Below are 7,321 nucleotides of genomic sequence, written 5' to 3' on the forward strand. Positions count from 1 at the left end.
AAAAGAAATTTCAGAAAAACAAAAAATCCCGCCACGAGGGCGGGATCGAAGGGCGGACGGAAGGAAAATGCCGGAACAGGCGATATATCACCGATCGCTCTCCCGCCGTCATCACGTCTGGAATATGCTCACGAGCCACGTTGCCACTGTCATGACGTTGATGAGCAAAATACCGAAAACGAACTGTATCCCCGTTCCGACTGTGCTCCGGTTGGTGCGGCCCGTCACGATCGACCACCATGTCAGCGCTGCAAAGAAACAGGCCATGGCTCCGAATGCCTGGAAAAAACTCTGGAACAAGGTGACGATATTCAGAAGCGTCGTTCCTGGTGTCGTGCCGAGCACATCCTCATCCACGGCAGGAGCGTAAGTGGTCAGATTATTGGTCAGGGAGACCTGAAGGTCGGTGCCCATCGTCACATTCGCCATCGTCAAAATCCGATCGAACGAAGCAAAGACACCACACAGGACCAAAGAGAAGATCGGAATCCATGGCTTGCCCCGATAGGGATTATCCGGTTGCGCCTGGCGCCAAAACCCCCATCCGGCGAAGAGAAACAGACCAATGGCTGTCAGATAACAAAAGGTTGGCAAAAAGATCGCCAACCCTTCTCCAACCGCCGCCGCGAAATTGACGAGCCCCTGCATTTCCGACTCCTATTGGATCGTGCCCTGATCCGTCTCGATCACCCAGCTCGTCCCCCGTTGCGCGATCTGTTTCACCCGGCCGTAATTGGGGATCACGTCACCGATCGCCACCTGGATTTGCCCATCCGTTTCGCCGCTGCGATCCAGAGCCGTCAACATGGCGAGATTGGGGGACGCCGCCTGGACCCGGTAGCGCGGCCGGCCGTCGATCTGTGTCACTGGTTCGCTGGAGGACGCGTTGAACGAGGTCTTGATCAAACCGGTCTTCGGCAAGGATTTGGAACCGGCCTTTGAAGGGGCGGGCGGGGCAGGAAGAGCGACGAGGCGCGGCGCATCATGGGCCGCGTCGAGCGCCTTCCGTGCCTCCGTGAAGGTCACGCGCCGTTCGAGATCGGAAATCCTCGCCTCGCTGCTTTGGCTCGCATGCGCGAGTTTCTGCTTCATCTCCGCGACTTCAGTCCGCAGCTCGCCCACGATTGTCGCATATTCCGTGACCATCGCCAGGGCACGATGTTCCGCATCATGGGGATCAACAGAGACAGGCGATGTCACAGGCACCTGTGGCATGGCCCCTTGAGATGTTCCTTGAGATGTTCCTGATGACGTTGCTTGAGCTGCCCCATGTGACGCTGGTTTCGCCTCCTTCACGTCCACATGCGGGGGCTCACTGGAACGGGGCTCCTCGATCCTGGCCGGCGCAGATGCCTGCATCATGGGTTCTGCGACCGTTTCGCCCGGTTTGCCGGACCTCTGGTCCTGGCCATTCAGAGAGGCAAAAGCTGGAGTGCCGAAATAATCCATCGGAAACGCCGTGGTCTTGCTCTGTTGCGGTGTGATTTCCAGTTTGGCCAGGATCGGCTGAGGCGCTTTATGCTCTTCTCCTCCGCTTGCCCTTTCCGTGGCGGGATCCGCCGGATGAAACGAGAGAAGCTCATCCATAGGATTTTGAGCGGGAACAGCGGTCTCAATGGGATTTTCTGTCGGCTGATGTGGTTCAACAGTCGCCAGTTTCGCCAAGGGTGCCAAAGGTCCTGTCTGACGCGCCGCCACCGGGTTGACCGCGGGGCGCGACGGGGACGATCGCGGATAAGACATGATGCCGATGTTTCCGGCGACCAGCAAAGCCGCGACCGACACCCCTATCAAGAGCGGCTTGGACGGCTTCCATTTGGCCTTCGTTGGCGTCTGAACAGCCTCTGATGCCTGTGAAGTGTCAGGAGACGTCCGGTCTTCGCCTGGCAATCCAATGGGTGTGTCCGCATCCAGTTCAAGATCCGGTTGAGATGTCTGGTTCTCGGCCTGCGTATCGGCCTGATCGGAACCTTCCCGTTGTGCTTTCTTGCCACCAAGCCATTGAGGCAATGGCTTACGCCAGAAAGAGGCCGAGCGGCCCGCTACATTCGCGTGAGGCGTTTCCGGCTGCGTGACAGACGTCACGCGATCGTCACCATCATCCTCGATCAAAGCCATTGTTTGTGCCGACATCCCATCATACTCCATGAATACAACCTGTCCGATCGTCGGCTCTTACTGCGCGAAGGACGAGGCCTGGTCTGTGACAGTTTTCATTTTCACGGGAGAGACAAACATGACGCCGATAGGAAGATTGGCGCCAAGCTTCACCGTTGGGCCTGTCGGCATCTGCTGGGTGAGAGTGCTCCCCAGGCGATTGGCTGCAGCGCCCGCACCGACCCCAAGCTGCTGCTGAAAATTGAGCTTCGTGAACGCCGTGACCCCGCCCAAGGGACTCACCTGACTGGTCGTGTTGCTCATGGCGATTGCCTGGCCGACCCCCTCGACAAAAGCAGCCGCCCCCGGAAGGATCACGCGTTCCATGTAATGTTGATCGATATCGGAGGCGACTGTTGTCTCCATAGTGTCAGGAGCCACAACGAGACCATCCGCCTTCAGTTCCTGGCCATTGTGTTCAATCCGCTGGACCTGAATCACAAGCCGTGTGCTTTTGCTTTTGGAGAAAGAGCCGATCATCCGGTCTCCGGCCAGAGGCCCGCTGTCGGCCTGCAGGACGATCGGGCCGTTGCTATCGCTATCGGCCGCCGTCACCGTATGGGCATAGATCATCCGGCCGGCCGGTATCAGCACCGTTTCCTTCGCCTTCTGTTCAAGGATGGCCGAGGATCGATTGGTTTTGGACCGCGCCGCCAGACCAGAAGCTGGTTCGGCCCGCGACCCACGCGGTTCCGCTTCGCTTTTGCCGACGACCTTGTCTTCCGGAGGGAGAACGATATCGGTGCGAGGTGGACGCCCCTCCCAGGAGCGCAGCATCTGGGCAATCGCCATTTGATAGGCCTTGTCTTCTTCCTGGCTTCGCTGCGCGACTTTGTGGATCATCGCTTGCGGCGGAGCCTCGCTCTCGACGGCCGGATTGAGTGAGGCAACACGCTTCGGCGGCGGCACGGGAGCAATGGTGGGCGTACCGACAAAAGGTTTCGGGGGCTCCGGCGCTTCCAGGAATTCCGGCATGATCAATGGTTTCGTGCGCTGACTGCCCGCCATGACAGGTGTGAAGGAATAGCCGACTTCGGATGCCTTTTTGGCTTGTTCGCTCGCTGTCACCATCCGCAGTTTTTCCTGGGCGGGATCGGACTGCAGGCCACCGGGATTTGGATTGATCGCTGGCGGCTTGGTCACTTTCGAAATGAGAGGATCCTTCTGGCCCTGCATCGAGAGCACGGATACGAGGGCAATCATGCTGACACCCGTACCGGCGATGACCAGAAGACGGCGTGGTCCTCCTTTGCCGCCCGCATTAAAAAAGGCCGGCTTGTGCGGCAGGAATTTGCTGAGGCTTGCGCTGAAATCAACCATCTCATTGCTCCTGCAAGGCGGCGGAAACAGTACGGCCGTGTCCGGAAAGCAGCACGACGGGCGTCGCCGGCACGGAATAGATCGTCAGGCCCCCCTCGCCTGCCTCCGACGCGGTCCATTCGGGCGAGATCAAGGTCAAGCGCGTGCGCAGGAACACCTTGTCGCCGAGCCTCCAGGCTCGAAGGTCCTCGGGTGAGACGCCACTCACGACAAGTGGCGTGGCTTCTGCCGGTGGAACGCCATCCAGCATCGCGGTCAGAAAACCCGAGCCCGTATCCGGGGCGGGCGTTCTCCGCGTGATCTCGACCTTGGCATGCGGCCCGCGATCGCCGACATGAACCGAGACATCGGAATCGTAACGCCCGCCGCCGCCAACCAGCATGAAGGACACTGGCTTTGGCGCTCCCTCGAGCGTCACGACCAAACCGCCACGCGGCTCCAGGGACATCGGCGTGACCTCGAGGACATTGCTGCCCTTCATCGGCGTACACACGTGAAAACCGACCGCCGCGACGGCCGGACCACCTGTATTGGTCGTAGCATTGCAATTGCTGCCGCCGGCGATCGATGAGGGATTGGAATTGGAGTTCCACTCGATCGGCCAGGGCTGGCCGGTACTGTCAAAGAAGGAAATCGCCGATGGATAGCCCTTGACCGTCTGAATGATATTCGTCGCCTGGCCAGGGATGAAGGCGACATTGATCCGGCGGCTGACAGGCGTTGCGATTTGGGTGGTTGCCCGCTCTTCCTCCCGCTTGATCTCCCGATAACGCCGACCCAGTTCGCGGATCATTTCGGGGGTGAGAGGCAGTGCGTTGGCCGGAAGATCTTTCGCTGGACCGACATCCACATCATTCGGCGCGAGAGCGGTATTTCCGGTGTTGGCAACAACCTGCGCGAACGCTGATCCTGACAAGAGGATCAGCGCGCCGGCGCAACACCATAAATTGGATTGATTGGGCATGACACTCCTCACATAGGCCGGGCAACGAGTTGCTCGATCGCGAGCCCGTCAGGATAGTTTTCAGAATTGGTGCGAACGACGAGCGCGGTCAGCAGCATATTTTGCGATGAGGTTTGCTGCGTGTTCCGGCAGGTCTGGACGATCGGCACTTCGATCCTGTAGGCGAGCGCATCGTGAAGCGTCGTGCTTTCGCGAATGATCGCCGCGCGCTGCGCCTGTGCATCGCAAAGCAGCATGGCTTTTTTCATGCTGTCGAAATTGCCGCTCTTCTTGTAACTGTCGGCCCAGCTGATCCATCCCTTTTCGGTAAAGCGACGACCGGCTGTCGTCAGCTGCACGGGATAGTCATGATAGTTGATGTTATACACGCCGAGGACGGAATCCACGGTCCAGGCAAGCATTTCGCGATCACCGCGAACAGGGCTCGACAAAGGCGTCGCAAGATGCGGCGGCCCTTTTCCATCCACGATGAAATATTTGTTTTGTGGCGGGTTCATCCACACATAGACATCATGGAGGCTGAATATGGCCAGAATGACAAACATGCCGATGACGAGCATGATGCATTTGTTGACAAGAGAGGCCTGAAAATCGGGATCGGATAAACGACGCATGACAGCCGCACGTTGGTTTTGCATGGCATGAGGCTCCCGCTTTGCCGCGCGAAAACAAATTCGTGAAAATGAATTATAGAGACGGATTACGCTCAAGATATTTGAGCACAGGCAGCCTGACTGATCCGCGACGATGCGGTTCAGCGGTTTCGCGCGGTTTCTGGATCGTGGTTTTCTCCAGGCGCTTTTGAGCTTCGGGGCAATTATAAGAATAGACGCCGCGTTTCTCGACAAACACGCGTTTCAATGTATGACATTGACGTTTGACGAAACCGGATGCCTTGAAATTGCCTTCCGCCGCGATGGGATCGAAAGACGGCGCCATCACCTTGCGGTTTCGTCCCTTGCATCCAAGACGTGTCCAGCGGGAACTCACCGCCGCCGCGGAATAGTGGGTACCCCATTTATCGTTCAGATAGTCGGCCGCCACGGCATTGTTGATCTGACCAAAATAGAGCAACAACGCATCCTCATCGTGCTCTTTCTTCCAGATTTCGATGCCAAACCGTTTTGTTGCCGGTGGCAGAATGGGGTTTGAAGGCGCCTCGGGGAGAACAACACTCTCAAGGCGTTCCGATGAAGGCTCATCGAGTGAGAGCGGCTTTAGCGGTGGAAGCTCCTGATAGGACAAAAGCCGGCGATCACGCCGAGGAAGCCCAAGCCGTCGCGCTTTGGCGCGGATCGCATTCTCCGAACGGGCAAGGCTGGGCGCGATGCTTTTGACATGGATGCCATCACTCCACCATTGAATGAGATGGCGTATATCCTCGACGCTCCAGGGATTTTTACCGGCAAACCGCCTTATGGGTTTATCCGCTGGCATCTCCAGATCGAGCGCCAGTAAGCGCTCACACAACTGAATTCGCGTGAGATCGAAATAGAAACAGAGAGCCTCGATCCCGAGGCCCGCGCCGACCATGCCCATCAGGATCAGGTCGAGCGACTGAAGAACCGATGCGCGTGGTGGGGCAGTGAAAGACAAGAGAGACGCATGCGTCTCATCCTGCTCGAGATAGTCCAATCCTGGCAGGCTTGGCTGCAACAGCATAGGGATCCGCTCCGGTGACCTTGACCGGAACAGAGTTTCACTCTAATAAATTAGATCAGTCAATATCTAAAATATTAGATTATGACATTTGTTGGTAACGGGATCTGCTCATTTCCCCGATTTTACACGCTCTAATATGTCTCCTAATGCTCGTTGCGCTTTATCTATCATGCCTCTCGCTTCATCAAACTTCTTCCACATATCATCAAGAATTGACACAGTCATCGAACTATCGGCAAATTCCTTTTTTATATAAGATGACTGTTTATCGAAAAGCTTTAGGACATATTCATCAAGGCCTCCTGTTAGCCATTCATCTGGCAATATTGAATAGAATGGTACTTCAAGCGCATCAGAAATGCGTTTTAATATACCTATAGTGACGTTTTGTGTTCCAATCTCTATTAGTAATATATATTGATGTGAGACACCGGACTTTTCACCTAATGCTTTTTGTGTAAGTCCCTTTGATACCCTAAGCTCTTTGATTTTTTGCCCAACAATTGCGAGACTCTTAAGAGTTTCATCGTCTAGATTGTTTATGTTAACGGGCTTCTTAGGCATAAGCCTCCCCCGATGATTCTCTCATATGCGCTCTCGCTAGTCCGTGAAGACATTCTTTTTTAGCTATTCCTTTAAAAACGCGCGAGACCGACTCTGAAAATATTCAGTTGGAATTTGCGTGGACTTCAAAAACCTTTGAGAGCAATCGAAAGGGAATACCTATGCGTGTCTTGCTCTCTCTTGTTTTTCTTGGGTCATTGTCCCTCTGTGCTCCTGCCAATGCCGAATTTACAGTTCTATCCTCAACATCCCTGGCAACGGACGTCTCTCATAAATCTCAACCAAAACCGTCAAGGCCTCTCAACAAAAGAAAACTTCAACATTCCAAACAGAATGAAGGGAATAGGAATAAAACCGCTTTACTGAAACCAAAACCAGCCATCAATGCGCAAGCCATTGGATTTGGGTCGCAAATCCCGCTGGGTTTCGCTCTCAAGCAGATCGTTCCTGCTGAGATTGCCATAAAATTCGGCCCTGGCGTCACGCCAGACGTTCTGGTCGATTGGAAGGGCGGGCGGGAATGGAAGATCGTCCTTGAAGAAGCCGTGCAGCCTCTAGGCATTCACCTGTCGGTCAAGGGGAAGGCGCTCGTTTTAAGCCTTTAGGCACAAGCATTTGTTTTCGCGCGGTCTCGGCCGACCCTGCTCCGGATCA

General features: G+C 55.7%; 8 protein-coding genes. 1 reads left to right on the forward strand and 7 read right to left on the reverse strand.

The features are described from left to right. Positions 1-111 precede the first annotated feature (111 nt). The 7 genes from DL88_RS18070 to DL88_RS19660 all read right to left on the reverse strand — a co-directional run bounded on the left by DL88_RS18070 (position 112) and on the right by DL88_RS19660 (position 6,667). The gene (locus DL88_RS18070) at positions 112-648 is read right to left on the reverse strand and encodes a hypothetical protein (protein ID WP_034999368.1); all 537 of its coding nucleotides are present in this window, start codon (positions 646-648) and stop codon (positions 112-114) included. Between the two features lie 9 nt (positions 649-657). After that, positions 658-2,133 (reverse strand): hypothetical protein, encoded by a 1,476-nt coding sequence (locus tag DL88_RS18075; RefSeq protein WP_084705282.1) that lies wholly within the window; start codon positions 2,131-2,133, stop codon positions 658-660. Between the two features lie 42 nt (positions 2,134-2,175). Continuing rightward, positions 2,176-3,477 (reverse strand): DotG/IcmE/VirB10 family type IV secretion system protein, encoded by a 1,302-nt coding sequence (locus DL88_RS18080; protein ID WP_051956155.1) that lies wholly within the window; start codon positions 3,475-3,477, stop codon positions 2,176-2,178. Position 3,478: 1 nt separating this feature from the next. After that, positions 3,479-4,441, reverse strand: a complete 963-nt coding sequence (locus tag DL88_RS18085; protein ID WP_034999370.1) for a DotH/IcmK family type IV secretion protein — start codon at positions 4,439-4,441, stop codon at positions 3,479-3,481. Between the two features lie 8 nt (positions 4,442-4,449). Then, positions 4,450-5,079 (reverse strand): DotI/IcmL family type IV secretion protein, encoded by a 630-nt coding sequence (locus DL88_RS18090; protein WP_034999371.1) that lies wholly within the window; start codon positions 5,077-5,079, stop codon positions 4,450-4,452. Positions 5,080-5,128: 49 nt separating this feature from the next. Next, positions 5,129-6,103 (reverse strand): hypothetical protein, encoded by a 975-nt coding sequence (locus DL88_RS18095; RefSeq protein WP_034999372.1) that lies wholly within the window; start codon positions 6,101-6,103, stop codon positions 5,129-5,131. Between the two features lie 108 nt (positions 6,104-6,211). Further along, positions 6,212-6,667, reverse strand: a complete 456-nt coding sequence (locus tag DL88_RS19660) for a helix-turn-helix domain-containing protein (protein ID WP_051956156.1) — start codon at positions 6,665-6,667, stop codon at positions 6,212-6,214. 161 nt (positions 6,668-6,828) lie between these two features. On the opposite strand from DL88_RS19660, the gene DL88_RS18105 reads away from it, so the two are divergent. After that, positions 6,829-7,272 (forward strand): hypothetical protein, encoded by a 444-nt coding sequence (locus DL88_RS18105; RefSeq protein ID WP_034999373.1) that lies wholly within the window; start codon positions 6,829-6,831, stop codon positions 7,270-7,272. Positions 7,273-7,321 lie beyond the last annotated feature (49 nt).

The sequence above is a fragment of the Beijerinckia mobilis genome, assembly GCF_000745425.1.
In the GTDB taxonomy this organism is placed as follows: Bacteria; Pseudomonadota; Alphaproteobacteria; order Rhizobiales; family Beijerinckiaceae; genus Beijerinckia; species Beijerinckia mobilis.

Coding starts and splice junctions, on each gene's coding strand:
- DL88_RS18070 (WP_034999368.1), bottom strand. CDS start 648: ATGCAGGGGCTCGTCAATTTCGCGGCGGCGGTTGGAGAAGGGTTGGCG.
- DL88_RS19660 (WP_051956156.1), bottom strand. CDS start 6,667: ATGCCTAAGAAGCCCGTTAACATAAACAATCTAGACGATGAAACTCTT.
- DL88_RS18105 (WP_034999373.1), top strand. CDS start 6,829: ATGCGTGTCTTGCTCTCTCTTGTTTTTCTTGGGTCATTGTCCCTCTGT.
- DL88_RS18085 (WP_034999370.1), bottom strand. CDS start 4,441: ATGCCCAATCAATCCAATTTATGGTGTTGCGCCGGCGCGCTGATCCTC.
- DL88_RS18075 (WP_084705282.1), bottom strand. CDS start 2,133: ATGTCGGCACAAACAATGGCTTTGATCGAGGATGATGGTGACGATCGC.
- DL88_RS18080 (WP_051956155.1), bottom strand. CDS start 3,477: ATGGTTGATTTCAGCGCAAGCCTCAGCAAATTCCTGCCGCACAAGCCG.
- DL88_RS18095 (WP_034999372.1), bottom strand. CDS start 6,103: ATGCTGTTGCAGCCAAGCCTGCCAGGATTGGACTATCTCGAGCAGGAT.
- DL88_RS18090 (WP_034999371.1), bottom strand. CDS start 5,079: ATGCAAAACCAACGTGCGGCTGTCATGCGTCGTTTATCCGATCCCGAT.